The sequence below is a fragment of the Buttiauxella izardii genome, from assembly GCF_003601925.1.
Taxonomy (GTDB): Bacteria; Pseudomonadota; Gammaproteobacteria; order Enterobacterales; family Enterobacteriaceae; genus Buttiauxella; species Buttiauxella izardii.
On the sequence record NZ_QZWH01000053.1, the window covers coordinates 1 to 23,863 of the forward strand.

General features: G+C 52.1%; 22 protein-coding genes and 1 riboswitch. Of the genes, 12 read left to right on the forward strand and 10 right to left on the reverse strand.

Annotated elements, in window-relative coordinates:
• The first annotated feature begins 286 nt into the window (after nucleotides 1-286).
• Both purH and purD read left to right on the forward strand, forming a co-directional pair.
• On the forward strand, nucleotides 287-1,876 hold the full coding sequence (purH, locus tag D6029_RS19475; protein WP_120066359.1) for a bifunctional phosphoribosylaminoimidazolecarboxamide formyltransferase/IMP cyclohydrolase: 1,590 nt from the start codon (nucleotides 287-289) through the stop codon (nucleotides 1,874-1,876).
• 16 nt (nucleotides 1,877-1,892) lie between these two features.
• On the forward strand, nucleotides 1,893-3,185 hold the full coding sequence (gene purD / locus D6029_RS19480) for a phosphoribosylamine--glycine ligase (protein ID WP_120066360.1): 1,293 nt from the start codon (nucleotides 1,893-1,895) through the stop codon (nucleotides 3,183-3,185).
• Between the two features lie 47 nt (nucleotides 3,186-3,232).
• Here the strand turns inward: purD and D6029_RS19485 are convergent, their stop codons facing one another.
• The 6 genes from D6029_RS19485 to nudC all read right to left on the reverse strand — a co-directional run bounded on the left by D6029_RS19485 (nucleotide 3,233) and on the right by nudC (nucleotide 7,611).
• Entirely contained in the window at nucleotides 3,233-3,931 is a 699-nt protein-coding gene (locus tag D6029_RS19485; protein WP_120066383.1) for a DUF1481 domain-containing protein, read from the reverse strand.
• 9 nt (nucleotides 3,932-3,940) lie between these two features.
• Nucleotides 3,941-4,216, reverse strand: coding sequence for a nucleoid-associated protein HU-alpha (gene hupA, locus D6029_RS19490; RefSeq protein ID WP_120066361.1), 276 nt, complete (start codon nucleotides 4,214-4,216; stop codon nucleotides 3,941-3,943).
• Between the two features lie 186 nt (nucleotides 4,217-4,402).
• Nucleotides 4,403-4,993: a YjaG family protein gene (locus tag D6029_RS19495; RefSeq protein ID WP_120066362.1), complete on the reverse strand. Its 591-nt coding sequence runs from the start codon at nucleotides 4,991-4,993 to the stop codon at nucleotides 4,403-4,405.
• Between the two features lie 43 nt (nucleotides 4,994-5,036).
• Nucleotides 5,037-5,708 carry a deoxyribonuclease V gene (gene nfi, locus D6029_RS19500; RefSeq protein WP_120066363.1) on the reverse strand — a complete coding sequence of 224 codons (672 nt, stop codon included), beginning with the start codon at nucleotides 5,706-5,708 and terminating at the stop codon, nucleotides 5,037-5,039.
• Nucleotides 5,709-5,738: 30 nt separating this feature from the next.
• Nucleotides 5,739-6,803, reverse strand: coding sequence for a uroporphyrinogen decarboxylase (hemE, locus tag D6029_RS19505; RefSeq protein ID WP_120066364.1), 1,065 nt, complete (start codon nucleotides 6,801-6,803; stop codon nucleotides 5,739-5,741).
• 34 nt (nucleotides 6,804-6,837) lie between these two features.
• The gene (gene nudC / locus D6029_RS19510; protein ID WP_120066384.1) at nucleotides 6,838-7,611 is read right to left on the reverse strand and encodes an NAD(+) diphosphatase; all 774 of its coding nucleotides are present in this window, start codon (nucleotides 7,609-7,611) and stop codon (nucleotides 6,838-6,840) included.
• Between the two features lie 92 nt (nucleotides 7,612-7,703).
• Between nudC and rsd the strand changes: the two genes are divergently transcribed.
• The 7 genes from rsd to thiH all read left to right on the forward strand — a co-directional run bounded on the left by rsd (nucleotide 7,704) and on the right by thiH (nucleotide 13,833).
• Entirely contained in the window at nucleotides 7,704-8,207 is a 504-nt protein-coding gene (gene rsd / locus D6029_RS19515; protein WP_120066365.1) for a sigma D regulator, read from the forward strand.
• Nucleotides 8,208-8,258: 51 nt separating this feature from the next.
• Nucleotides 8,259-8,377, forward strand: a riboswitch (TPP riboswitch).
• 88 nt (nucleotides 8,378-8,465) lie between these two features.
• A complete protein-coding gene (gene thiC, locus D6029_RS19520) occupies nucleotides 8,466-10,355 on the forward strand; it encodes a phosphomethylpyrimidine synthase ThiC (protein ID WP_120066366.1) in 1,890 nt (629 codons plus the stop codon).
• Nucleotides 10,355-10,990: a thiamine phosphate synthase gene (gene thiE / locus D6029_RS19525; RefSeq protein ID WP_120066367.1), complete on the forward strand. Its 636-nt coding sequence runs from the start codon at nucleotides 10,355-10,357 to the stop codon at nucleotides 10,988-10,990. Before thiC ends, thiE begins: the two co-directional genes overlap by 1 nt.
• On the forward strand, nucleotides 10,983-11,738 hold the full coding sequence (gene thiF / locus D6029_RS19530) for a thiazole biosynthesis adenylyltransferase ThiF (RefSeq protein WP_120066368.1): 756 nt from the start codon (nucleotides 10,983-10,985) through the stop codon (nucleotides 11,736-11,738). Before thiE ends, thiF begins: the two co-directional genes overlap by 8 nt.
• Nucleotides 11,722-11,922: a sulfur carrier protein ThiS gene (thiS, locus tag D6029_RS19535; protein WP_120066369.1), complete on the forward strand. Its 201-nt coding sequence runs from the start codon at nucleotides 11,722-11,724 to the stop codon at nucleotides 11,920-11,922. Before thiF ends, thiS begins: the two co-directional genes overlap by 17 nt.
• Before the next feature lies 1 nt (nucleotide 11,923).
• Complete coding sequence (thiG, locus tag D6029_RS19540) at nucleotides 11,924-12,703, forward strand: thiazole synthase (protein ID WP_120066370.1); 780 nt, start codon at nucleotides 11,924-11,926, stop codon at nucleotides 12,701-12,703.
• Entirely contained in the window at nucleotides 12,703-13,833 is a 1,131-nt protein-coding gene (gene thiH, locus D6029_RS19545) for a 2-iminoacetate synthase ThiH (protein WP_120066371.1), read from the forward strand. The genes thiG and thiH overlap by 1 nt, the downstream gene beginning before the upstream one ends.
• A 163-nt stretch (nucleotides 13,834-13,996) precedes the next feature.
• Here the strand turns inward: thiH and D6029_RS19550 are convergent, their stop codons facing one another.
• Nucleotides 13,997-15,142, reverse strand: a complete 1,146-nt coding sequence (locus tag D6029_RS19550; RefSeq protein WP_120066372.1) for an SIS domain-containing protein — start codon at nucleotides 15,140-15,142, stop codon at nucleotides 13,997-13,999.
• Nucleotides 15,143-15,245: 103 nt separating this feature from the next.
• On the opposite strand from D6029_RS19550, the gene D6029_RS19555 reads away from it, so the two are divergent.
• The gene (locus D6029_RS19555; RefSeq protein ID WP_120066373.1) at nucleotides 15,246-15,977 is read left to right on the forward strand and encodes a GntR family transcriptional regulator; all 732 of its coding nucleotides are present in this window, start codon (nucleotides 15,246-15,248) and stop codon (nucleotides 15,975-15,977) included.
• Here D6029_RS19555 and D6029_RS19560 read toward each other — a convergent pair.
• Nucleotides 15,967-17,280: a 6-phospho-beta-glucosidase gene (locus D6029_RS19560; RefSeq protein WP_120066374.1), complete on the reverse strand. Its 1,314-nt coding sequence runs from the start codon at nucleotides 17,278-17,280 to the stop codon at nucleotides 15,967-15,969. The two genes, D6029_RS19555 and D6029_RS19560, sit on opposite strands and share 11 nt — an antisense overlap.
• A complete protein-coding gene (locus D6029_RS19565) occupies nucleotides 17,273-18,625 on the reverse strand; it encodes a PTS sugar transporter subunit IIC (protein ID WP_120066375.1) in 1,353 nt (450 codons plus the stop codon). The genes D6029_RS19560 and D6029_RS19565 overlap by 8 nt, the downstream gene beginning before the upstream one ends.
• A 289-nt stretch (nucleotides 18,626-18,914) precedes the next feature.
• On the opposite strand from D6029_RS19565, the gene D6029_RS19570 reads away from it, so the two are divergent.
• Together D6029_RS19570 and D6029_RS19575 are read left to right on the forward strand one after the other, a co-directional pair.
• Entirely contained in the window at nucleotides 18,915-19,223 is a 309-nt protein-coding gene (locus tag D6029_RS19570) for a PTS sugar transporter subunit IIB (RefSeq protein ID WP_034461506.1), read from the forward strand.
• Between the two features lie 3 nt (nucleotides 19,224-19,226).
• Nucleotides 19,227-19,544, forward strand: coding sequence for a PTS lactose/cellobiose transporter subunit IIA (locus tag D6029_RS19575; RefSeq protein WP_064541387.1), 318 nt, complete (start codon nucleotides 19,227-19,229; stop codon nucleotides 19,542-19,544).
• 91 nt (nucleotides 19,545-19,635) lie between these two features.
• Here D6029_RS19575 and rpoC read toward each other — a convergent pair whose 3' ends face one another.
• Nucleotides 19,636-23,862: a DNA-directed RNA polymerase subunit beta' gene (gene rpoC, locus D6029_RS19580; protein WP_120066376.1), complete on the reverse strand. Its 4,227-nt coding sequence runs from the start codon at nucleotides 23,860-23,862 to the stop codon at nucleotides 19,636-19,638.
• Nucleotide 23,863 lies beyond the last annotated feature (1 nt).

A 23,863-nucleotide genomic window follows, 5' to 3' on the forward strand; every position in this document is an offset into this window, starting at 1 on the left:
AGGCGCATTATAGGGAGTTCTCCGGAGGCTGCAACCTTAAATATGCAGTAATTTGACTGACTGCTGCAATCCCCAGCAAAACCCCGCTTTATACGCAGTTGTGCACAAAGTTATCCACATTCGTGATGAAGTCCTAAATTATGCAAGCGTGACGCAAACGTTTTCGCTACAATATGCCCGCATTAAAAGGACGCCCCGTTTTGGGGCGTTAGCTGAGTTTTAGGGAAAATAACCAGAATTCAGCTAACGCTCTTCTATATGCGAACCAAAGCTAAGGGATCAAACCATGCAACAACGTCGTCCTGTACGCCGCGCTCTGCTCAGTGTTTCTGACAAAGCCGGTATCGTCGAATTCGCCCAGGCACTCTCCCAACGTGGTGTGGAGCTGCTATCCACTGGCGGAACCGCTCGTCTGCTGGCAGAAGCTGGCCTACCGGTAACCGAAGTCTCTGACTACACTGGTTTCCCGGAGATGATGGATGGACGCGTCAAAACCCTGCATCCAAAAGTGCACGGCGGCATTCTCGGCCGTCGCGGCCAGGATGATGCGATCATGGAACAACACGCTATCTCCCCGATTGATATGGTTGTCGTCAACCTCTACCCGTTTGCCCAGACGGTTGCCCGCGAAGGCTGCTCTCTGGAAGATGCGGTTGAGAATATTGATATCGGCGGCCCGACCATGGTTCGCTCCGCAGCGAAGAACCATAAAGATGTAGCCATTGTAGTCAAGAGCAGTGACTACCAGGCCATTATCAGTGAGCTTGATACGAATGAAGGATCGCTAACGCTCGAAACCCGTTTCGATCTGGCAATCAAAGCATTCGAACACACCGCCGCTTACGACAGCATGATCGCCAACTACTTCGGTAGCCTGGTTCCTGCTTATCACGGCGAAAGCAAAGATCCTTCCGGTCGCTTCCCTCGCACGCTGAACCTGAACTTCATTAAGAAGCAGGATATGCGTTACGGCGAAAACAGCCACCAGCAAGCAGCCTTCTATATAGAAGAAGAAATTAAAGAAGCGTCCGTTGCCACCGCAACGCAAGTTCAGGGCAAAGCGCTTTCTTATAACAACATTGCTGATACCGATGCCGCGCTGGAATGTGTGAAGGAATTCAGCGAACCAGCCTGCGTTATCGTGAAACACGCCAACCCTTGTGGCGTTGCCGTCAGCACTTCCTTATTAGATGCCTACGACCGCGCTTATAAAACCGACCCGACTTCCGCATTCGGCGGCATCATCGCATTCAACCGTGAACTGGACGCCGAAACCGCGCAGTCGATCATCTCCCGTCAGTTTGTCGAAGTGATTATTGCCCCATCCGCCAGCGAAGAAGCGTTGAAGATCACTGCGGCTAAACAGAACGTTCGCGTTCTGACTTGCGGCCATTGGCAGCAGCGCGTTCCGGGTCTGGATTTCAAACGCGTCAACGGCGGTGTGTTGGTGCAGGATCGCGATCTGGGTATGGTGACTACCGCCGACCTACGCGTGGTCAGCAAGCGCCAGCCAACCGAGCAAGAACTACGTGATGCGCTGTTCTGCTGGAAGGTGGCGAAGTTCGTTAAATCCAACGCGATTGTCTATGCCCGCGAGAATATGACTATCGGTATAGGTGCTGGCCAAATGAGCCGCGTTTACTCTGCCAAAATCGCCGGTATTAAAGCTGCCGATGAAGGGTTAGAGGTGAAAGGCTCCGCCATGGCATCTGATGCATTCTTCCCGTTCCGTGACGGTATTGATGCCGCAGCGGCAGTCGGTGTGAGCTGTGTTATCCAGCCTGGCGGTTCCATCCGCGACGACGAAGTGATCGCCGCCGCTGATGAGCACGGGATCGCAATGATCTTTACCGACATGCGCCACTTCCGCCATTAATCCGGAGCGACCATAAATGAAAGTATTAGTGATTGGTAACGGCGGGCGCGAACACGCGCTGGCCTGGAAAGCGTCGCAGTCGCCATTAGTTCGCACGGTATTTGTCGCACCAGGCAATGCAGGCACCGCTCTGGAACCGGCTTTGCAGAACGTGGCGATTAACCCGACAGATATTCCTGCCCTGCTGATCTTTGCGCAGAATGAAAAGATCGATCTGACGATTGTCGGCCCGGAAGCCCCGTTGGTGATTGGCGTGGTCGATGCATTCCGCGCGGCTGGCCTGAAGATCTTTGGCCCAACTCAAGGCGCTGCCCAGTTAGAAGGCTCAAAAGCGTTCACCAAGGATTTCCTGGCTCGCCATAAAATCCCGACCGCTGAGTACCAGAACTTCACTGAAGTCGAACCCGCTCTGGCTTACGTCCGTGAAAAAGGTGCGCCAATTGTGATTAAGGCCGATGGCCTGGCCGCAGGTAAAGGCGTGATCGTAGCGATGACTTTGGAAGAAGCCGAAGCTGCGGTAAACGACATGCTGGCGGGCAACGCTTTTGGCGACGCCGGACACCGCATCGTTGTAGAAGAGTTTTTGGATGGCGAAGAAGCCAGTTTCATCGTGATGGTCGATGGCGAAAACGTGCTGCCGATGGCTACCAGCCAGGATCACAAGCGTGTAGGCGATGCTGATACCGGCCCAAATACCGGCGGTATGGGTGCTTACTCTCCGGCACCGGTTGTGACAGATGAAGTCCACCAGCGTGCAATGGATCTGGTTATCTGGCCTACCGTTCGCGGCATGGCGGCAGAAGGGAATACCTACACCGGTTTCCTGTATGCGGGTTTGATGATCGACAAGCAAGGCAATCCGAAGGTTATCGAGTTTAACTGCCGCTTCGGCGACCCGGAAACTCAGCCGATTATGTTGCGCCTGCAATCCGACCTGGTTGAGCTGTGCCTTGCCGCGTGTGATGGCAAGCTTAACGAGACCACGTCGAAATGGGACGAGCGTCCTTCTCTGGGCGTCGTCATGGCGGCTGGCGGCTATCCGGCGGATTACCACAACGGTGACGTGATTCACGGCTTGCCGTTGGAAGAAGTGGCTGATGGCAAAGTGTTCCACGCCGGAACCAAACTGCGTGAAGACGATATGGTCGTCACTAACGGTGGGCGCGTTCTTTGCGTGACCGCATTAGGCGATACCGTAGCCCTTGCGCAGCAGCGTGCTTATGAATTAATGAAGGATATCCACTGGGATGGCAGCTTTAGCCGCTCAGATATTGGCTATCGCGCCATTGAGCGTGAAAACGCGAAGTAAGATTTGATGTGATGTTCAAGACCGCCCGCGTGGCGGTTTTTTTATAGCTAGAATGTCGCAGCTTTAGGCTGCCAGCTACAGTAATCCTGGTTCGCAACCAGTAACAGCTGTGATCCTTCTGGCGCTTCAAGCCAGGCAACGCTCACATCCATTGAGGAGTGACGCTGGCGATTCGCGATATGGCTTAGGGACACGCTGTCGAGTTTTGGCTCGATAGTCTCGCCTTCGCAGGTGGTGATGGTGCCGTTGTTATGCCAACGCCCTTGCCGCAGAACCACACGCCCGATGCGCAATGCTTCGCTCGTCGCTTTGGTTTGTGTCGCTTGATACTGATACAAAGCGATTTGGTCGTTAGAAAGCTGCTGCTTTTGGCCGTTCACTTCGCGCTGCATAAAGCTCAGCTCGCCGTTTTCATCAAAACGAACCTTGACGTGTTCAGACGGCTCACTCTGAATATTCATTTCAATCGACATGAGCTTCTCGCCCAGCCAGCGATAATCACTGGTGGTCGTTGCCCCTTTCTGCCTCGGGCTGAACACCGCAAGCATATGAATGCTGTTGTCATCGCTATTATCTTTACGCCAGATACGCACGACACCGTTGTCAGCGATATAGCCACTCGCCGTAAATGGTGGAAGTGGAGACTGACTGCTGCATGCCATTAGCAGCACTGTGCCCGCCAGCACGCCCAGAGGACGGCAGACAAACAAAAGGGGCGTAAACGCCCCTCTGCTAAAACTGTTCACAGACACTTGTTAGCTCTTAACAGCGTCTTTCAGTGCTTTGCCTGAAACAAATGCCGGCACGTTAGCTGCGGCGATTTTGATTTCATTACCGGTCTGTGGGTTACGGCCAGTGCGCTCTGCACGATGGTTTACCTTGAAGGTACCGAAACCAACCAGTTGAACAGCATCACCTGCTTTCAGAGACTCAGTAATTGCAGCCAGGGTGGATTCCAGAGCAGCTTTAGCCTGTACTTTAGACAGATCAGCCTTGTCAGCAATTACATCAATCAGTTGAGTCTTGTTCATAAGTTATCCTTACAATGTGTTTATCGCTTGCTAAGCATCGAGTGCGACGGAAATGCCAAAAAAGCACTCTCCTGCATACACGCACCGATAGCCACTTTTTTTCGCCCCACAAATGTAGACCAGACGGGGGGCTAATTGGAAGCCTTCAGGGGTGACAATTCGGACTGTAAGTCACGTTTTGCTGTCTTACTGCTGCAAATTTATACCAATATTGCTGCTACCCGCTTCACGCAGGTCTGCGCGCAACCCTTTGATCAGCTCAATGTCGCGTTCTTCGCAGTCGGCTAACAGGCGGAAAATCTCCCATTGAATGTCCCATTCTTCTTCCACAGCGGGGTTCAATTTGAGTTCTTCGTCGGTCATTTCACGACCAGCCTGAGTCATTTCGAGCATCGCAACCGTCGTAATGGATGCCTTGCTGACTTCAATCGCATGCTCCAGAGTTTCCCCGGAAAGACGTGAATGAATAAGTTCGCTTAACGCGACGCAAGCATCAATCGCCGGATAGACACCGTAAATATCGTAGTCGTCTGCAACCGGGATACCTTCCTCGAGCTTCTCGAGTTGGCTATCAAAGTTTACTTTCGCATCTTTGACCGTCAAGGTTTCCCAAATTAAGTCGAGGATTTTGCGATATAACTGAGGGTCACCAAATTCAGTCTGCTGGCAGAACATGGCGTAATTCGGATACATACGTTCGCATAAAGAAGCCATGAAAGTGACATGTTGCCAGCTTTCCAGTTTCTCCAGGCGCAGATGGATTGGGTTTTGTAACATAACGATGTCTCAGAGACGGAATATTAGCGGCAGTTTACCTTAATCACCCTTGAATTGCTTGCCACCGCGTGAAAGCCGGGCGACCCGATGCAACGGCATCTGCCCAGCGGGTTGGCTCGGGTAAACGATAACCCGCCATGCAGCGTTGCACCCATGACAAAGCGCTATCGAGACTGACTCTGTGGCCCGTCGAGACAAACAGCGGATTACAACGCTTTTTACTGCGCAGCACCCACGCGAGCGCTTCGCCTTTGTCAGTCAGCAACTGGCGTGAGCCGGGTTCTTCTGATAATGGCTCAAACTTCCCACATAAACGCTTCTTCGCCACACCAATGGTTGGAACGTCCACCAGCAGGCCAAAGTGACTCGCCACGCCCAAACGCCGTGGATGCGAAATACCATGGCCATCAACAAATAGCAGGTCTGGTTTTTGCGACAGCATTTCCCAGGCCGCTAATAGCGCGGGATATTCGCGAAAAGACAAGAATCCGGGGATATAAGGCATGGTGGTGGCGACACGCGCCACCTGATACTCAACCAGTTCGAGGGAAGGGAATTTCAGCAATACGATAGCGGCTCGCGTGACATCTCCGCCCTGCTCAAAACCCACATCAGCCCCGGCAATTAAACGGGGAGGATCTTGCTCAAATCGATCTTCGCGGCAAACCTGCGAAGCTAATGCGATCTGCTGTTCACGTAGCTTTGCGAGATCCATTCCCTCTCCCGTTCTTTAGTGAAAATACGGCTATTGATGGTACGGCTTCGACAAACGGTGCACCGCTTCAACAAATGCACCCGCATGTTCTGGCGGCACATCCTGATGAATGCCGTGGCCAAGGTTAAAGACGTGGCCTTCGCCTTTGCCAAAACCGGCCAAAATGCTGGCAACTTCTTCTTCGATACGCGCAGGTTGCGCATAAAGCATGGACGGGTCCATATTGCCCTGCAACGCCACTTTATGACCGACGCGACGGCGAGCATCGGCAATGTCGGTTGTCCAGTCTAAGCCTAGCGCGTCACAGCCCGTTTCAGCCATCGCTTCCAGCCACTGACCGCCGCCTTTGGTGAACATCGTCACTGGCACTCGGCGACCTTCGTTTTCACGCAGCAGGCCATCAATGATTTTATGCATGTAATAGAGCGAGAACTGCTGATAATCACGCCCGGTCAGCACGCCGCCCCAGGTATCGAAAATCATCACCGATTGTGCGCCCGCTTTGATTTGCGCATTCAGATACAGCGTGACGCTTTGCGCCAGCTTATCGAGCAGAAGATGCAGCGCTTGTGGGTCGGCATACATCATCTTTTTGATCACGGTAAAGGCTTTGCTGCTGCCGCCTTCAACCATATAAGTCGCCAGCGTCCACGGGCTGCCGGTGAAACCAATCAGTGGCACTTCGCCTTTTAGTTCACGGCGAATCGTACGCACCGCACTCATCACATAACCCAGTTCGTCTTCTGGATCAGGAATCGGCAGCTTTTCGACATCAGCACGGCTGGTAATCGGCGAGCGAAAACGCGGGCCTTCACCGGCTTCAAAATAGAGGCCAAGCCCCATCGCGTCGGGTACGGTGAGAATATCGGAGAAGAGGATCGCCGCATCCAGCGGGTAGCGACGCAGCGGCTGCAAAGTCACTTCGCAAGCCAATTCAGCATTTTTGCACAGCGACATAAAATCGCCGGCCTGCGCGCGTGTCGCTTTGTATTCTGGCAAGTAACGACCTGCCTGCCTCATCATCCATACTGGCGTGGTATCTACAGGTTGGCGTTGCAGCGCCCGCAGGTAACGATCGTTCTTCAGTTCAGTCATTTTTAATTTCCTTTGGCTGTATCACGCCAGTTTATCATTCATAGTCGGCGCGACACAGGGCGACGGTATCTTCGATCAAACGTCGTGCGACGGTGCCTGGCGGCGGCAATAATGGCAGTTGATCGTAGCGATACCAGCCCGCATCAATTAGCTCTTTCGGGTCAATTTTAATCTCACCGCTGTGATATTCCGCCATAAACGCGGTCATCAGCGATTGCGGGAATGGCCAGGGTTGCGAGGTGACGTAACGTAAGTTTTTCACGCGGATACTGCTTTCTTCCATCACTTCACGGGCCACGGCTTGCTCGAGGGTTTCCCCGACTTCGACGAACCCCGCCAGCACGGTATAAATCCCGCCGCGATGGCGTGTGTGTTGGGCGAGCAGAATATGATCGTCGCGGCGAATCGCCACAATGATGCACGGTGAAATTTGCGGGTAGTAGCGTTCCCGGCAATGGGAGCACAGCATCGCCCATTCCGTCTTACTGACGTGCATCTCGTGGCCGCAATAACCGCAGAATTTGTGCGAACGGTAAAACTCAGCCAGTTGCACGCCACGGCCCGCCAGTTGGAACAACCCCACATCCTGGTCAATTATCTGGCGTACCGAGCCCATATCCGTACGTCGATTTTGTCGCACCAGCCAGACCGGCTCATTTTCCCACTCGCCGATGTGCATCCCAATCGCGCCATCTAACTGAAATTCTTGCGCCGCTCCGTGAGGTAGCTCACCTTCCGGCAGCCACAATTTTTGTTCATGACTGACGATAAACCAGCCCTGATCTAACTTTTGAATTACACGTTCCATAACCTGGTGCACATCCCCGAGTTCGCTGGTATAAACAATTAGTCGTAACACTTTTGGGTACGTTTGCGTCACATTCATTCACGGAGTCAATCATGCTTAACCAGTTAGAAAACCTGACTGAGCGCGTTGGTGGTAGTAATGAGTTAATCGACCAATGGCTTCATGCCCGCAAACATCTGTTGGTAGCTTATTACAATATGGTTGGGATTAAGCCTAACAAGGAATCCCATACTGCGCTCGATGAAAAGGCGCTGGATAATTTTTGCCACAGCCTGGTGGATTATCTTTCTTCCGGCCACTTCAATATTTATGAACGTATTATCAGCGAAATGGAAGGTAGCAGCCCGCTTTTAGCGGCAACTCATCTGTATCCGCAGCTTGAGGCCAACACCCAACACATTATGGATTTCTACGACTCGCATCTAGAAAGCGCCATTGATGATGATAACTATGCTGAGTTCCAGAACGCCTTGTCCGGCATCGGCGAAGCGCTGGAATCGCGCTTTTCGCTGGAAGATAAACTTATCCAGCTAGCATACGACCACGATTTAAATGACAGTGCGAACGATACCGGCAGCCTTGCTCGTCCGGCTTGAGTTCTTCACTGTTAACGCGTAATTTACCTATCGACTCGTAGCAATACGGGTTTCTTCTTGTCGGAGTGCCGAGTGTCTTATTAAGTTAAGCACCGGCTGAGACCGTTAATTCGGGATCCGCGGAACCTGATCAGGCTAATACCTGCGAAGGGAACAAGAGTAATTCTGCTTTTGGGTTCACCCGTACGCGGGCGCCCCACATTCATTACTCCTCCGTTGTTCTGACAAGCCACTTCCTGATAATCACTGGAATGAGCTATGTCTACTACTGAAAAAAAACCAAACCGTCGCGAACAGCGTGCTGCCGCTCAGCATTTTATTAATACGCTGGAAGGCACGGCTTTCCCCAACTCGCAGCGTATTTATCTTACCGGCTCGCGTGAAGATGTCCGTGTCCCGATGCGCGAAATCCAGTTAAGCCCAACCGCCATTGGCGGCAACAAAGAAACGCCAAACGATGCGATCCCGGTTTATGACACATCCGGGCCGTATGGTGACCCGGAAATCAGCATCGACGTGTTGCGTGGCCTTGCGCCGTTACGCGCAAACTGGATCACGGAGCGCAATGACTGCGAAACGCTGACCGACCGCAGTTCTGCTTACACCAAAGAACGCCTTGCCGACGACGGCCTCGACGAATTGCGTTTTGAAACGCAGCTCAGGCCGAAACGCGCCCAGGTCGGGAAAACCGTCACGCAACTGCACTACGCGCGCAAAGGGATTGTGACACCAGAAATGGAGTTTATCGCCATCCGCGAAAACATGGGCCGCGAGCGCATCCGCGATGAAGTGTTGCGCCACCAGCATCCGGGCCAGGGTTTCGGCGCTCGTCTGCCGGAAAATATCACGCCGGAATTTGTGCGCGATGAAGTGGCTGCCGGGCGAGCCATCATCCCCGCCAACATCAATCACCCCGAATCCGAGCCGATGATTATCGGGCGTAATTTCCTGGTCAAAGTGAATGCGAATATCGGCAACTCGGCGGTCACGTCGTCCATTGAAGAGGAAGTGGAAAAGCTGGTCTGGTCAACGCGCTGGGGCGCAGATACCGTGATGGATCTTTCCACTGGCCGTTATATCCACGAAACCCGCGAATGGATTTTGCGTAACAGCCCGGTGCCAATTGGAACCGTGCCGATTTATCAGGCGCTGGAAAAAGTGAACGGCATCGCCGAAGACCTGACCTGGGAGATGTTCCGCGACACGCTGCTGGAACAGGCCGAGCAAGGCGTGGATTACTTCACCATTCACGCCGGAGTGCTGCTGCGTTATGTGCCGATGACCGCCAAACGCCTGACCGGAATTGTTTCGCGCGGCGGCTCGATTATGGCGAAATGGTGCCTGTCGCATCATCAGGAAAACTTCCTCTACGAACACTTCCGCGAAATCTGCGAAATCTGTGCGGCTTATGATGTTTCGCTCTCTTTAGGCGACGGCTTGCGCCCGGGCTCCATTCAGGATGCCAACGACGAAGCGCAATTCTCCGAGCTGCACACGCTGGGCGAACTGACGAAAATCGCCTGGGAATATGACGTGCAGGTGATGATCGAAGGCCCAGGTCATGTGCCGATGCAGATGATCCGCCGCAATATGACTGAAGAATTAGAGCATTGCCACGAAGCGCCATTTTATACCCTCGGCCCGCTTACCACAGACATTGCACCGGGTTACGACCATTTCACCTCGGGAATTGGAGCGGCGATGATCGGCTGGTTTGGCTGCGCCATGCTCTGTTACGTCACGCCAAAAGAGCACCTCGGTCTGCCGAATAAAGAAGATGTGAAACAGGGGCTGATTACCTACAAGATTGCGGCACATGCCGCAGATTTGGCAAAAGGCCATCCGGGTGCGCAAATCCGCGATAACGCGATGTCGAAAGCGCGCTTTGAATTCCGCTGGGAAGACCAGTTTAACCTGGCTCTCGACCCCTTCACCGCTCGCGCTTATCACGATGAAACGCTGCCGCAAGAATCCGGCAAAGTCGCACATTTCTGCTCCATGTGCGGGCCAAAATTCTGCTCGATGAAAATCTCCCAGGAAGTGCGCGATTTCGCCGCCAAACAAGCAATTGAAGTCGGTCTGGAAGATATGTCGCAAACCTTCCGGGCGAAAGGTGGCGAAATTTATCTGCGTCAGGAGGAAGTGTAATGAACACACCTGCATTTCCTGCCGTGCCACAGCGGCTGGGTTTGTACCCGGTGGTCGATACCGTTGGATGGATTGAACGCCTGTTGGGAGCAGGCGTGCGCACCATTCAGTTACGTATTAAAGATAAACACGACGATGACGTTGAAGCGGATATTGTTGCAGCCATCAAACTGAGCCAGCGCCACGAAGCGCGTTTGTTTATTAACGACTACTGGCGGCTGGCGATAAAGCACCGCGCTTACGGCGTGCACCTCGGCCAGGAAGATATGGATGTGGCAAATCTGGACGCTATTCGCGATGCCGGTTTGCGACTGGGGCTTTCGACTCACGACAATATGGAAATGGATCGCGCCCTGGCTGCACGTCCTTCTTATATTGCCCTGGGGCATGTTTTCCCGACCAATACCAAGCAAATGCCTTCGGCCCCGCAAGGGCTTACACAGCTTGCAGCGCATATCAAAACGCTGGGCGATTACCCGACTGTCGCCATTGGTGGAATCAGCATTGACCGAGTTCCTGCGGTGCTGGCAACCGGCGTGGGCAGTGTTGCTGTGGTGAGCGCAATCACTCACGCCGCCGATTGGCGAGCGGCTACCGCTCAGCTTCTTGAACTGGTGGGAGCTGGCGATGAATGACACCGATTTCATGCGCTACAGCCGCCAGATGTTGCTCGAAGACATCGCGCTCGAAGGGCAACAAAAGCTCCTCGCCAGCAAAGTGCTCATCGTCGGACTCGGTGGGCTGGGTTCCCCGGCAGCGCTGTATCTGGCGGCGGCGGGCGTCGGCACGCTGATTCTGGCGGACGATGACAACGTGCATATCAGCAATCTACAGCGCCAGATTTTGTTTACCTCTGACGACCTCGAACAGCCGAAATCGCAAGTCGCGCAACGCCATCTTCAACGGCTTAATCCGGAGATTACGTTGCAGGTTATCGGCCAGCGGCTGGCTGGGGAATCGTTGAATCAGGCTGTGAAAGATGCCGATCTGGTACTGGATTGCAGCGATAACATGGCGACACGTCAGGCGATTAACGCCGCCTGTGTTTTACATAGCAAACCGCTGATTTCTGCCAGCGCGGTGGGGTTTGGTGGGCAGTTGATGGTATTGACGCCGCCGTGGGAAAACGGCTGTTATCGCTGCGTGTGGCCTGATGAACACGAGCCGGAACGCAACTGCCGTACTGCGGGCGTTATTGGCCCGGTGGTCGGCGTGATGGGAACGTTGCAGGCGCTGGAAGCAATCAAATTGTTGAGCGGCATGGCTCCTGCCACGGGTTCTTTGCGTCTGTTTGATGCCCGCCAACACAGTTGGCGCACGCTCACCATGCAGAAAGCGGCGGGATGCCCGGTTTGTGGAGGGCAAAATGCACATCCACTTTAACGATGAATCGATGCAGTGCGCGGAAAACCTGACGCTGGAAACCCTGCTGCAACAGATGCGTTTACTCAAGCCAGGCGTTGCACTTGCCATCAACCAGACGATTGTTCCGCGTGAACAATGGGAAACTCATTTGCTGCATGATGGCGACCATATCCTGCTTTTTCAGGCCATTGCCGGGGGTTAACATGCTACAGATTGCTGATAAAACTTTCTCATCACGCTTGTTCACCGGCACCGGGAAATTTTCTTCCCCACAGGTGATGGTCGAGGCGATTCGCGCTTCAGGCTCACAACTGGTGACGCTGGCGATGAAACGTGTCGATTTACGTAACCCGAACGATGCCATTCTCGCTCCATTGCTCGACGCGGGCGTTCAACTATTGCCGAATACCTCCGGGGCCAAAACGGCGGATGAAGCGATTTTTGCCGCTCAACTGGCGCGGGAGGCGCTCGGCACAAACTGGGTCAAACTCGAAATCCACCCTGACGCTCGCTATTTATTGCCTGATCCTATCGAAACGCTAAAAGCAGCGGAGAAACTCGTCAAAATGGGTTTCGTAGTGCTGCCTTATTGCGGCGCGGATCCGGTTTTATGTAAACGGCTCGAAGAAACAGGATGCGCGGCAGTGATGCCGTTGGGCGCGCCGATTGGTTCAAACCAGGGCTTACAAACCCGTGCATTTCTGGAAATTATTATCGAGCAATCCCGCATTCCGGTCGTAGTGGATGCGGGAATTGGCGCACCCAGTCACGCCGCACAAGCGCTGGAAATGGGCGCTTCGGCGGTGCTGGTGAATACCGCCATTGCCGTTGCGCGTAATCCAGTTCAGATGGCACATGCTTTCCGCCTCGCCGTTGAAGCTGGCGCGATAGCGGCTCAGTCTGGTTTGGGGCCACGCCACCAGCAGGCACAAGCGTCCAGCCCGTTAACCCAGTTTCTGCAATTCAGCCAGGAGGGGGCGTGATGGCGCAAACCTTCACCGACCGCTGGCAGGAACTCGACTGGGACGACATCACGCTTCGCATCAACAGTAAAACGGCTGCCGACGTAGAGCGTGCGTTAAGCGCCCGCAAAATCACGCGCGATGATCTCATGGCTTTGCTCTCTCCTGCCGCCAGCGGATTTCTGGAACCGCTCGCGCAAAAAGCACAGCTTTTAACTCGCCAGCGTTTCGGCAACACGGTGAGTTTTTATGTGCCGCTTTATCTCTCAAATCTCTGCGCTAACGATTGTACTTATTGCGGTTTTTCGATGAGCAATAAGCTCAAACGTAAAACGCTGGATGAGCAAGAAATCGAGCGGGAATGCGAGGCGATTCGCAAACTGGGCTTTGAGCATTTGCTGTTAGTGACGGGAGAACACCAGACCAAAGTCGGCATGGACTATTTTCGCCAGCATCTTCCGGCGATTCGCCGCCAGTTCAGCTCGCTGCAAATGGAAGTGCAACCGCTCGATGAACACGAATATGCCGAGCTGAAAATGCTCGGGCTGGATGGCGTGATGGTTTACCAGGAGACTTATCATCAGGGGGTTTACGGACAGCATCATTTGCGCGGCAATAAGCAGGATTTCTTCTGGCGCCTGGAAACGCCGGACAGGCTTGGCCGAGCGGGAATCGACAAAATTGGCCTGGGTGCACTAATTGGGTTATCGGATAGCTGGCGAACCGACTGTTTTATGGTGGCTGAACATCTTTTGTGGCTCCAGCAAAAATACTGGCAAAGCCGCTATTCGATTTCATTTCCGCGTTTACGCCCGTGTGCGGGCGGTGTGGAACCGGCATCGGTGATGACGGAAAGCCAGCTTGTGCAGGTGATCTGCGCATTTCGCCTGCTCGCGCCCAACGTGGAGCTTTCCCTTTCTACGCGGGAATCGCCGTGGTTCCGGGACCATATGATCCCGCTCGCCATCAACAATGTCAGTGCGTTTTCAAAAACCCAGCCTGGTGGTTACGCCGATAATCACCCTGAGCTTGAGCAGTTTGCGCCACACGATGGGCGCACGCCTGCGGAAGTGGCAATGGCATTGATTCAATCCGGCTTACAACCGGTTTGGAAAGACTGGGATAGTTATTTGGGAAGAGCCTCGCAGTAGTTTTGCAATGTTACAGACCGAGCAAAAAAGTTCTGGAAGCATGCCGAAGGGCAGTTAATACGCCGTTGTGACGAGAACTTGCATGAAATATTGTCTCCCCGTCGGACTCCGAACCCGACCGGGGCGGCAAATACCCCTTCCCATTGCCGCCCCGCCTTCTCGGTTAATAAACGGTGACTTTCGCGACCTTCGCGACTTTCCCGTCACTGGAAGGGGTATCGGGTGTTACGCCCAGCGCAATGGCACTGTACAAACCTGCCAACTGTGCGAAGACGACATAAATTAATGACGCCCAGGATTCATGGAAATCGGCCAACTCAGGAGCAGCAAAATGATAATAGTGATCCCCCGCTTTAAAACCACCAGGCAACGCATCGTGGCCTATAGCAATAACTTGCGCCGCCCTGCTGCGCTCACGAGTCAGTTCCGCCATCATGTCGATGTCATAACGATGAATTTCCGGACGAGCAGCAAGATAGCCGATAACGGTGGCATCACGATTAATAATAAGCTTCGGCCCGTGACGGAATTCCAGCATCGAATGCCACGCAGTCATAACCTGACCACTGCCCATTTCGAGCATTTTGAGGCTGGTTTCACAGGCCACCGCTTTTAGTGACAAAGAACCTACGGCAACCACATTGTTACGAGATTCTGCCGCCCACTGTTCAATATCGCCAGCGTAGTGAGCCAGGAAGTGGTTCGCGCCCCGTTGCAAAATCGGCAGCACTTTCGCAGCTTCATCCCAACCCGCAGGAGCGACAAGCAACATCAGATACCATAGAGGAACAGTAAACTCGGAAGTGGCAGCAAAACTTCCGTTAGACGTCCCTTCCGGGACGGGAACAAAAAGCCCTTCAGAGTGTTGTTGAGCAAGCTGAGCCAGGCGACTGTTGGCGTTATTCGTCACGGCCAGATGGCGCATTTTCGGGTTGTGGGCGAGTGCGCGTTCCACGACTTTGACGGTTTCCGGTGTGTTGCCAGAGCTGCTCACAGAAACCAATACGCTATTTTCATTCAGGCTTTCGGGGGTGAGCACCAGATCGGTTGCTGGAATGACATCAATTTGATTTGGCACCTGAGTTCGCAGCCAATTCACACAAGCCTGAGCTGCCAACAAAGACGAGCCAGCACCGGTAATCACGATGCGAGTTTTGGCATCACTTTTTTCCCAGAATGCGTGAATGTCAGACTGGCGCGCTTTGACGTTCTCCAGCCCTTCTTGCCATAAACGCGGCTGAGCCGTGATGGCTGCAACGGTCAAACTGGCTCCCTTTTGCTGCCAGTACGCTTCATTATGATTTAACATGTTTATTTTCCACCTGTTATGAAACTTGCACCGCGCCGGATAAGTGCTTTAGCATGCCGACACTCGCGCTTCCTTATTCATTAACGACCCTATCGGGGGAACCATGAAACCGGTATACATCCTTATTCGCGATACTCTTAAGCGCGATATTCAGAACCAAAAATACCCGGTTGGCTCCCTGATCCCTTCTGAGCGCGAGCTGGCGGAAACCTACCAGGTCACGCGTGCTACGGTACAAAAAGCCATTGCTCAGATGGAGCAAGAAGGCCTGGTTAAAAAAGTGATTGGTAAAGGCACCTACGTAAACCGTACCTTTGCGCCGCCGGTTTATCTGCTCAACCCTGATGGCGAAAGCAGTGCGCTGGGCGTGACCAAAGAGCTGAGCGGCAAAGTCACCATCACCAGCCGCCTGATTTACCATGTTCAGCAACCTGCCGGGGATTACCTGGCAAACCAGTTTGGCGTCCCGGCAACCGAGCCCGTTCATGCCATCCGTCGTGTTCGTCTGTTTGACGGCGCTCCCGTACTGGTCGAGGACAGCTATATTCCGTTAGCGATTGTCGATGCCATCGACGACGATGTTCTGCAAAACCATTCGCTCTACGCCTTCATCGAAGAAAAGTGCCAGCAAAAAATCGGTGGTACGGACTCCCTGGTCAGCGCCAGTCTGTTTGATGAAGCCATGGCAAAGCTGTTAGATATCCCCGTCAACTCACCTATGCTGCACATCAAAGAAAGCACATGGCTTGAGGACGGCACGGTGTTTAACTATTCGTGGAGCTACAACCGTGGCGACCTCTTCAGAATGCGCAGCCGGAAAAACCTTATTCCTTAAAGAATTGCGGTAAATATTCACGGTGCGCTTCGAGCAGCTCATCAAGCACTACTTTTGCTACTTTGCCTGACGGCACCAGCGGATTCAGCGTCAGAGCCTGCAATGCTGCGCCGTAATCGCCCGTGACTGCGGCTTCCACCGCCATTTCTTCCCAGGATTTCATTAGCGAAACTAACCCTGAAACGGTGGCGGGTAGCGGATCGTTATTCAGTGGAATTGCCCCGTAGCGGCCAATAACACAGGTTGTTTCGATGGCAACGTTGTCCGGCAGTGAACGAATCGCGCCGTTGTTGCGCACGTTTACCGTCATCAACAGATTTTTGTCGTTATAGATTGCACTGATAAGTTCACAGGCGGCTTCGGAGTAATACGCCCCGCCGCGTTGTTCAAGCTGCTTAGGTTTTTCATGCAGTTGCGGATTTCGGTAGAGCTCGAATAACTCATGCTCCACCGCCTGCACGACTTCCCCACGCGTACCATGTTCTTCAAATTCTTGAAGCTGCTTTTCCAGAACGTCACTGGTGGCGTAGTAATACTGATGATATGGGCAAGGGATGACGCCAAGATGCTGGATTTGCTCCTGAAGCCAGGGAATATCCGGGATGTTTTTTGGTTTATGCGCGCTGTCATACTTGAGATTGCGTAACACATCCGGCATCACATCTTTGCCGTCCATGTACACGTGTGTGCCATAAAGAAAATGATTCAGCCCCACGAGTTGCAGCAGGAAGCGGGATTTATCCACGCCCAGAATTTCTGCCACCATGCGCTGCATGGATTGGGACAGATTACACAGACCAACGCATTTGATTTTGCTGTGCTTAATCACCGCTTCAGTGACAATGCCGCTCGGATTGGTGAAGTTAATCAGCCAGGCATCCGGGCATAGTTCTTCCATGTCGCGACAGATATCCAGGATCACAGGAATAGTACGCAGTGCCTTCGCTAACCCACCAGCGCCGTTTGTCTCCTGGCCGATAAGCCCGTGTGACAATGGAATCCGTTCATCTTTGATACGGGCGTCGAGCTGCCCGACACGAAGTTGGGTAGTTACAAAGTCGGCATCTTTTAATGCTTCGCGGCGGTCGAGCGTCAAATGCACCTGGCAATCAATGCCTGCGGCTTCAACCATGCGCTTTGCCAGATTACCCACGATTTCCAGTTTCTCGCGCCCTGCCTTGACATCCACCAGCCAGATTTCACTAATTGGCATTTCCGCATAACGCTGGATAAAACCTTCAATGATCTCTGGCGTATAAGAGCTACCGCCGCCGATGGTCACAACTTTCAATTTATTATTCATTACGCAATCCTTCTTTATATTCCAGGATTACTTCATCCTGATTAACGTTGTTTTCTTCCTGCTCGTTTTCATCACGTAGATATTGTTTATCCAGCGTCATCACGAACGGGTAATAGATTGTCATTGCTACGGCAAGGTTAATGGCCTGGAATAACATGCCTTTCCAGCCGCAGATTAAAAACCCGCTGATAAAGATCGGCGTCGTCCAGGGAATTTCTAAGCCAGATGTAAGAGGTAACCACCCAAAAGCCATTGCACTATAGGTAATTACGCACAACACAACCGGAACGATGATAAAAGGAATAAACAACAGCGGGTTCAAGGCAATGGGCACACCAAAAATGATCGGTTCATTAATATTAAATATCGCTGCGGGGGATGCCAGTTTCGCGATTTCACGCATGCGCTTGCTCTTCGCACGGAATAGCATCACTAATAACATCGCGAGGGTAAAACCGGTTCCTCCACAAATTAAAAACACATCGCGGAATTGTTGAGTAATAATGTTGACCGGTGGCAACCCTTGCTTCATCGCCTGCATGTTCTCAAGCGTCAGCGAACGCCAGATTGGCCCCATAATCGCCGTAACAATAGAATCGCCATGCAGGCCAAAGAACCAGAAGAAACTGACAAAGAACTCCGCCACCATCTGCGAAGGCAAGGTGTTCCCAAGTTGCATCATCGGTGCTTGCAGGACTTTGAAGATCATCTCCTGTGCGGTGCCAAACGGCGTGATTTCAAATAACAAGCGAGTCAGCCAAAATATCAGCACGATTAGAAACGATGGGATTAACGAACTAAAGCTATTAGCCACTGCGGGCGGCACGCTTGATGGCATAGAAATCATCAAACGTGGGTGGTTGAATAAGCGGTATAAACGAACGGCGGTCAGGGTAATGATCAGTGATAAAAACAAGCCCTGTGCGCCGAGTGCAAATGTGGGAATGACATCACTAATCACTGCTCCATTGTCCTGGGGTAATTTGTAAGGTGTGACAATCAAAAAACTGACAAGGGAAATTAACACACAGGATATTTCATTAAGCTGCCAGCGTTTAGCCAGGCTAATACTGGTACTCACCACGACCAACAAAGCCATGACTGAATAAGTTGCATCCAGCACATAGTTTAATTGGCCAATAAACTTCTCACCAAAATGATGAACGATAAATTCGTTGTAGCCCGGGATGGGTAAATTCGCTATCAGCAAAAAGAAAGAACCAATAATCAGAAATGGCATAATCCGAATGAAGCCATCTTTGATGGCAGAGAGATAATCATTCCCTTCAATCTTCATTGCCAGAGGCAATATTTTCCTTTCCATAAATGCAGTGAAATTGTTCATGTTGTGGCTCACTGTGCTGGTTTTTGTGTTGAGTGGTATATACCACCTGATTGAAGACTATGTAGTTCGAGGTTTTCTGTCAATGGAGCGCAAATGAGTTTCCAGGGATTAAGCAGGTTTTGTGAGCGGCGGCACAATCAAAGGCCGAATGGAAAACAAAAATGTAACCGGTTTCAGCCGTGACGAGTTTCTTTTGTGATACCTCACACACAATCATCGTAAAGCGGTTGTTGTAGCAAGGCGTCGCGGATAATTATCTCTGTATCTAACGGACACTGAGAGCAGATCTATGAAGAATATCGTTTTGTGTTGTGCAGCGGGTATGTCGACTAGCATTTTGGTCCAGCGCATGAAGGACGCCGCTCAGAAGAAAGGTATTGAAGTCTCTATCAAGGCCGTGCCGGTTGCCGAGTTCAAAGACAACATCGACACTGCTGATATTGTGCTGCTGGGTCCACAAGTTAAATATGAGCACGCCAAACTACAGGCGATCGCAGAGCCGATGGGTAAAACCGTTGCGGTCATCGATATGATGGATTACGGCATGATGAAAGGTGATGTCGTACTGGAAAAAGCTTTGAAAATGATGGAGTCCTGAAACGTGGAAGATTTAGAAACGATTATCATGGAATTGTTGGTCAATGCCGGTAGCGCACGCAGCCAGGCACTGACAGCTCTGCAAATGGCGCGTAAAGGTGATTTCGCAGCGGCCCAACAAGCGATGGAAGAATCTCGTGAGTTTGTTAAACATGCCCACAAAATTCAGACCCAACTTATCGGCTTGGATGAAGGCACCGGCAAACTGCCTGTTAACTTGATTACCGTACACTCTCAGGATCACCTGATGAATGCGATGGTGATTCAGGATTTAGCTGAAGACATGATTGAACTGTATCGCCGTCTGCCATTAGCTAACTGATTATTCCCTTCTTTCAGTTTTAAAGCGTCGAATTTCAGACATAAAAAAACCGCTCTTTCGAGCGGTTTTTTGTTTTTGGCGTCTCTAACGATTAATCGTTATCGTTTCCGCCCAGATTACCTGCGTTCAGCAATTCTGCCAGGCTGGCAGTTGCGTCCGCTGCGGTGACCTGAGGTACAACAGGCGCTTCGCCCGCTGCACGACGGCGCATGCGATCCTGATGATACGCATAACCCGTACCCGCTGGGATCAGACGACCCACGATAACGTTCTCTTTCAGGCCGCGCAGTTCGTCACGTTTACCCGCAACAGCTGCTTCGGTAAGCACACGAGTTGTCTCCTGGAACGATGCCGCGGAGATGAAGGACTCGGTTGCCAGAGAGGCTTTGGTGATACCCAGCAGATCACGTGCAAAGGTCACGTTGATCTTACCGTTCGCTTCCAGTTCGCGGTTAGCGATCTTGACGCGAGAGTATTCAGCCTGCTCACCTTCCAGGAAGTCAGAACCACCAGCGCTGACGATAGTTGCTTTACGCAACATCTGACGCACGATGACTTCGATGTGTTTATCGTTAATCTTAACGCCTTGCAGACGGTAAACGTCCTGCACTTCGTTGGTGATGTAACGAGTCACAGCATACACGCCACGCAGACGCAGAATGTCATGCGGAGATTCTGGACCATCGGAAACTACGTCACCACGTTCAACACGTTCACCTTCGAACACGTTCAGCTGACGCCATTTCGGAATCATCTCTTCGTAAGCATCGCTGCCATCGAGTGGAGAGATTACCAGACGGCGTTTGCCTTTGGTTTCTTTACCGAAGGAGATGATCCCGCTGATTTCAGCAAGGATAGCAGGCTCTTTCGGACGACGCGCTTCGAACAGGTCAGCAACGCGTGGCAGACCACCGGTGATGTCCTTGGTACCACTGGATTCCTGAGGAATACGCGCCAGCGCGTCACCAGAGTGAATCTGAGTACCATCTTCCAACTGAACAATCGCTTTCCCTGGCAGGAAGTACTGCGCAGACATATCGGTACCTGGAATCAGTACGTCATTGCCCTGGGCATCAACAATTTTCAGCGCTGGACGCAGATCTTTACCACCAGTGGTACGTTCTGCAGAATCCAGAACAACCAGAGATGACAGACCTGTCAGTTCGTCGGTCTGACGAGTAATGGACTGACCGTCGACCATATCAGTAAAGCGGATGAAACCACTTACTTCGGAAACGACTGGCATGGTGTGCGGATCCCAGTTTGCTACGGTTTCGCCCGCTGCAATCTGCTCGCCATCACCTTTACCCATTACCGCACCGTAAGGAACTTTATAGCTCTCTTTAGTACGACCGAATTCGTCAATCAGTTTCAGCTCGGTGTTACGAGAAGTGATAACCAGTTTCCCGGAAGAGTTCACAACCGATTTCGCGTTGCTGAGTTTCAGGCTACCTTTGTTCTTAACCTGAATGCTGGATTCAGCAGCAGAACGAGATGCCGCACCACCGATGTGGAACGTACGCATCGTCAGCTGAGTACCAGGTTCACCGATGGACTGTGCCGCGATAACCCCGATTGCTTCACCTTTGTTGATGATGTGGCCACGCGCCAGGTCACGACCATAGCAGTGCGCACAGACGCCGAAGTCGGTTTCACAACCCACAACAGAACGTACTTTCACGCTATCAACAGAGTTAGCTTCTAACAGGTCACACATTTGCTCATGAAGCAGAGTGTTACGTGTGATCAGGATATCAGCAGTACCAGGTTTCAGTACGTCTTCAGCCGTTACACGACCCAATACGCGGTCGCGCAGTGGTTCTTTAACGTCGCCGCCTTCGATAACCGGAGTCATCGTGATACCTTCGAGGGTGCCACAATCGTCTTCGGTAACAACCAGATCCTGTGCAACGTCAACCAGACGACGCGTCAGATAACCGGAGTTCGCAGTTTTCAGTGCGGTATCCGCCAAGCCTTTACGAGCACCGTGCGTGGAGATGAAGTACTGGAGTACGTTCAGACCTTCACGGAAGTTCGCGGTGATTGGCGTTTCGATGATGGAGCCATCTGGCTTAGCCATCAGACCACGCATACCAGCCAACTGACGAATCTGTGCCGCAGAACCACGAGCACCGGAGTCGGCCATCATGTAAATGCTGTTGAAGGAAACTTGCTGCTCTTCGACGCCGTCACGGTTAATAACGGATTCGGTTTGCAGGTTGTCCATCATCGCTTTGGATACACGATCGTTCGCCGCAGCCCAGATATCGATAACTTTGTTATAACGCTCGCCCGCTGTTACCAGACCGGACTGGAACTGTTCCTGAATCTCAGCAACTTCAGCTTCCGCTTCAGAGATGATTTCAGTTTTCTTAGCTGGGATGACCATGTCATCGATACCAACAGAAACACCTGAACGCGCTGCATAAGCAAAGCCGGTGTACATGGTTTGGTCAGCAAAGATTACTGTCGGTTTCAGACCCAGAATGCGGTAACAAGTGTTCAGCATTTTGGAGATGGCTTTCTTACCCAACGCCTGGTTGATGATGGAGTAAGGCAGGCCTTTCGGAACGATCATCCACAAAATCGCACGACCAACGGTGGTGTCGATAATGCTGGTTTTCGCAACGAATTGTTCGTTTTCGTCTTTTTCGTACTCAGTGATACGCACTTTTACACGCGCATGCAGAGAGGCCAGACCTGCGCGATAGATACGCTCAGCTTCTTTAGGGCCAGTCAGCACCATGCCTTCGCCTTTGGCGTTAACACAGTCACGGGTCATGTAGTACAGACCCAATACAACGTCCTGAGAAGGAACGATGATTGGCTCGCCGTTCGCTGGTGACAGGATGTTGTTGGTAGACATCATCAGCGCACGCGCTTCCAACTGAGCTTCAAGCGTCAGTGGAACGTGTACTGCCATCTGGTCACCATCGAAGTCGGCGTTATATGCCGCACAGACCAGCGGGTGCAGCTGGATAGCTTTACCTTCGATCAGTACTGGCTCAAATGCCTGGATACCCAAACGGTGCAGAGTTGGTGCACGGTTCAGCAGTACCGGGTGTTCGCGGATAACTTCGTCCAGGATATCCCAAACGACAGCTTCTTCGCGCTCAACCATTTTCTTCGCAGCTTTAATGGTGGTAGCAAGACCACGCAATTCCAGCTTGCCGTAGATGAACGGTTTGAACAGCTCCAGTGCCATTTTCTTAGGCAGACCGCACTGATGCAGACGCAGGTATGGACCTACGGTGATTACAGAACGACCGGAGTAGTCAACACGTTTACCCAACAAGTTCTGACGGAAACGACCCTGCTTACCTTTGATCATATCAGCCAAAGATTTCAGAGGACGCTTGTTAGAACCGGTGATCGCACGACCGCGACGGCCGTTATCCAGCAGGGCATCTACCGCTTCCTGCAACATACGTTTTTCGTTACGTACGATGATGTCAGGAGCAGCCAGATCCAGCAGGCGTTTCAAACGGTTGTTACGGTTGATAACGCGACGATACAGATCGTTCAGATCCGACGTTGCGAAACGACCACCGTCCAGCGGAACTAATGGACGCAGATCTGGCGGCAGAACCGGCAGAACTGTCAGGATCATCCACTCTGGTTTGTTACCAGATTGAACGAACGCTTCCAGCAGTTTGATACGCTTGGTCAGCTTTTTACGTTTGGTTTCGGAGTTGGTTTCGTTCAGCTCTTCACGCAGAGTTTCACACTCTTGCTCCAGATCCATGTTTTTCAACAAGGCCTGAATAGCTTCCGCACCCATCTTCGCATCGAATTCGTCACCGAACTCTTCCAGCGCATCAAGATACTGCTCTTCAGTCAGGATCTGACGACGCTCGAGGTTGGTCATCCCGCCTTCGATTACCACATATGATTCGAAGTAAAGTACACGTTCGATATCACGCAGTGGCATATCCAGCAGCAAACCGATACGAGACGGCAGTGACTTCAGGAACCAAATGTGTGCAGTTGGGGAAGCCAGTTCGATGTGACCCATGCGCTCACGACGCACTTTAGTTTGGGTGACTTCAACGCCGCACTTCTCACAAATTACACCACGGTGTTTCAGGCGCTTGTACTTACCGCACAGGCACTCATAGTCTTTTACTGGCCCAAAAATACGAGCACAGAACAGACCGTCACGTTCTGGTTTGAACGTACGATAGTTGATGGTTTCCGGCTTTTTAACTTCGCCGAACGACCATGAACGGATCATGTCTGGCGATGCCAGAGCAATTTTGATCGCATCAAACTCTTCGGTCTTAGTTTGCGCTTTCAGAAACTTAAGTAAGTCTTTCACG

Excerpts from the sequence above, each read along its gene's own strand:
- purH (WP_120066359.1), top strand. The coding sequence starts at position 287 with ATGCAACAACGTCGTCCTGTACGCCGCGCTCTGCTCAGTGTTTCTGAC.
- purD (WP_120066360.1), top strand. The coding sequence starts at position 1,893 with ATGAAAGTATTAGTGATTGGTAACGGCGGGCGCGAACACGCGCTGGCC.
- hupA (WP_120066361.1), bottom strand. The coding sequence starts at position 4,216 with ATGAACAAGACTCAACTGATTGATGTAATTGCTGACAAGGCTGATCTG.
- D6029_RS19495 (WP_120066362.1), bottom strand. The coding sequence starts at position 4,993 with ATGTTACAAAACCCAATCCATCTGCGCCTGGAGAAACTGGAAAGCTGG.
- nfi (WP_120066363.1), bottom strand. The coding sequence starts at position 5,708 with ATGGATCTCGCAAAGCTACGTGAACAGCAGATCGCATTAGCTTCGCAG.
- hemE (WP_120066364.1), bottom strand. The coding sequence starts at position 6,803 with ATGACTGAACTGAAGAACGATCGTTACCTGCGGGCGCTGCAACGCCAA.
- nudC (WP_120066384.1), bottom strand. The coding sequence starts at position 7,611 with ATGGAACGTGTAATTCAAAAGTTAGATCAGGGCTGGTTTATCGTCAGT.
- rsd (WP_120066365.1), top strand. The coding sequence starts at position 7,704 with ATGCTTAACCAGTTAGAAAACCTGACTGAGCGCGTTGGTGGTAGTAAT.
- thiC (WP_120066366.1), top strand. The coding sequence starts at position 8,466 with ATGTCTACTACTGAAAAAAAACCAAACCGTCGCGAACAGCGTGCTGCC.
- thiE (WP_120066367.1), top strand. The coding sequence starts at position 10,355 with ATGAACACACCTGCATTTCCTGCCGTGCCACAGCGGCTGGGTTTGTAC.
- thiF (WP_120066368.1), top strand. The coding sequence starts at position 10,983 with ATGAATGACACCGATTTCATGCGCTACAGCCGCCAGATGTTGCTCGAA.
- thiS (WP_120066369.1), top strand. The coding sequence starts at position 11,722 with ATGCACATCCACTTTAACGATGAATCGATGCAGTGCGCGGAAAACCTG.
- thiG (WP_120066370.1), top strand. The coding sequence starts at position 11,924 with ATGCTACAGATTGCTGATAAAACTTTCTCATCACGCTTGTTCACCGGC.
- thiH (WP_120066371.1), top strand. The coding sequence starts at position 12,703 with ATGGCGCAAACCTTCACCGACCGCTGGCAGGAACTCGACTGGGACGAC.
- D6029_RS19550 (WP_120066372.1), bottom strand. The coding sequence starts at position 15,142 with ATGTTAAATCATAATGAAGCGTACTGGCAGCAAAAGGGAGCCAGTTTG.
- D6029_RS19555 (WP_120066373.1), top strand. The coding sequence starts at position 15,246 with ATGAAACCGGTATACATCCTTATTCGCGATACTCTTAAGCGCGATATT.
- D6029_RS19560 (WP_120066374.1), bottom strand. The coding sequence starts at position 17,280 with ATGAATAATAAATTGAAAGTTGTGACCATCGGCGGCGGTAGCTCTTAT.
- D6029_RS19565 (WP_120066375.1), bottom strand. The coding sequence starts at position 18,625 with ATGAACAATTTCACTGCATTTATGGAAAGGAAAATATTGCCTCTGGCA.
- D6029_RS19570 (WP_034461506.1), top strand. The coding sequence starts at position 18,915 with ATGAAGAATATCGTTTTGTGTTGTGCAGCGGGTATGTCGACTAGCATT.